Raw genomic sequence first — 290 nt, forward strand, 5'->3', positions numbered from 1 at the left:
CCGAGAGCTGACGGTACTGTTCATCGTCGAGCACCGAGAGCATCAGCAGGCAGGCGTCGGCCTGATAGTAGCGCGCCAGGTAGATCTGGTAAGGGTCGATGGTGAAGTCCTTACACAGGATCGGCTGCGGCGCGACCTGGCTGACGATCGGCAGGAAATCGAAGCTGCCCTGGAAATATTTCTCATCACACAGCACCGAGATCGCCGAGGCGTAGTGCTTGTAGATGCTGGCGATCGCTGCCGGATCGAAATCTTCGCGAATCAACCCCTTCGACGGTGAGGCCTTCTTG

Annotated in this window: 1 pseudogene; it reads right to left on the minus strand. The window is 58.3% G+C overall.

From position 1 onward, the window contains the following. Positions 1-290, minus strand: a pseudogene (locus ACNQ0T_RS23970) (bifunctional indole-3-glycerol phosphate synthase/phosphoribosylanthranilate isomerase); the annotation flags it as partial.

It is taken from the genome of Enterobacter cloacae complex sp.6700776, from assembly GCF_048284255.1.
Classification (GTDB): Bacteria; Pseudomonadota; Gammaproteobacteria; order Enterobacterales; family Enterobacteriaceae; genus Enterobacter; species Enterobacter intestinihominis.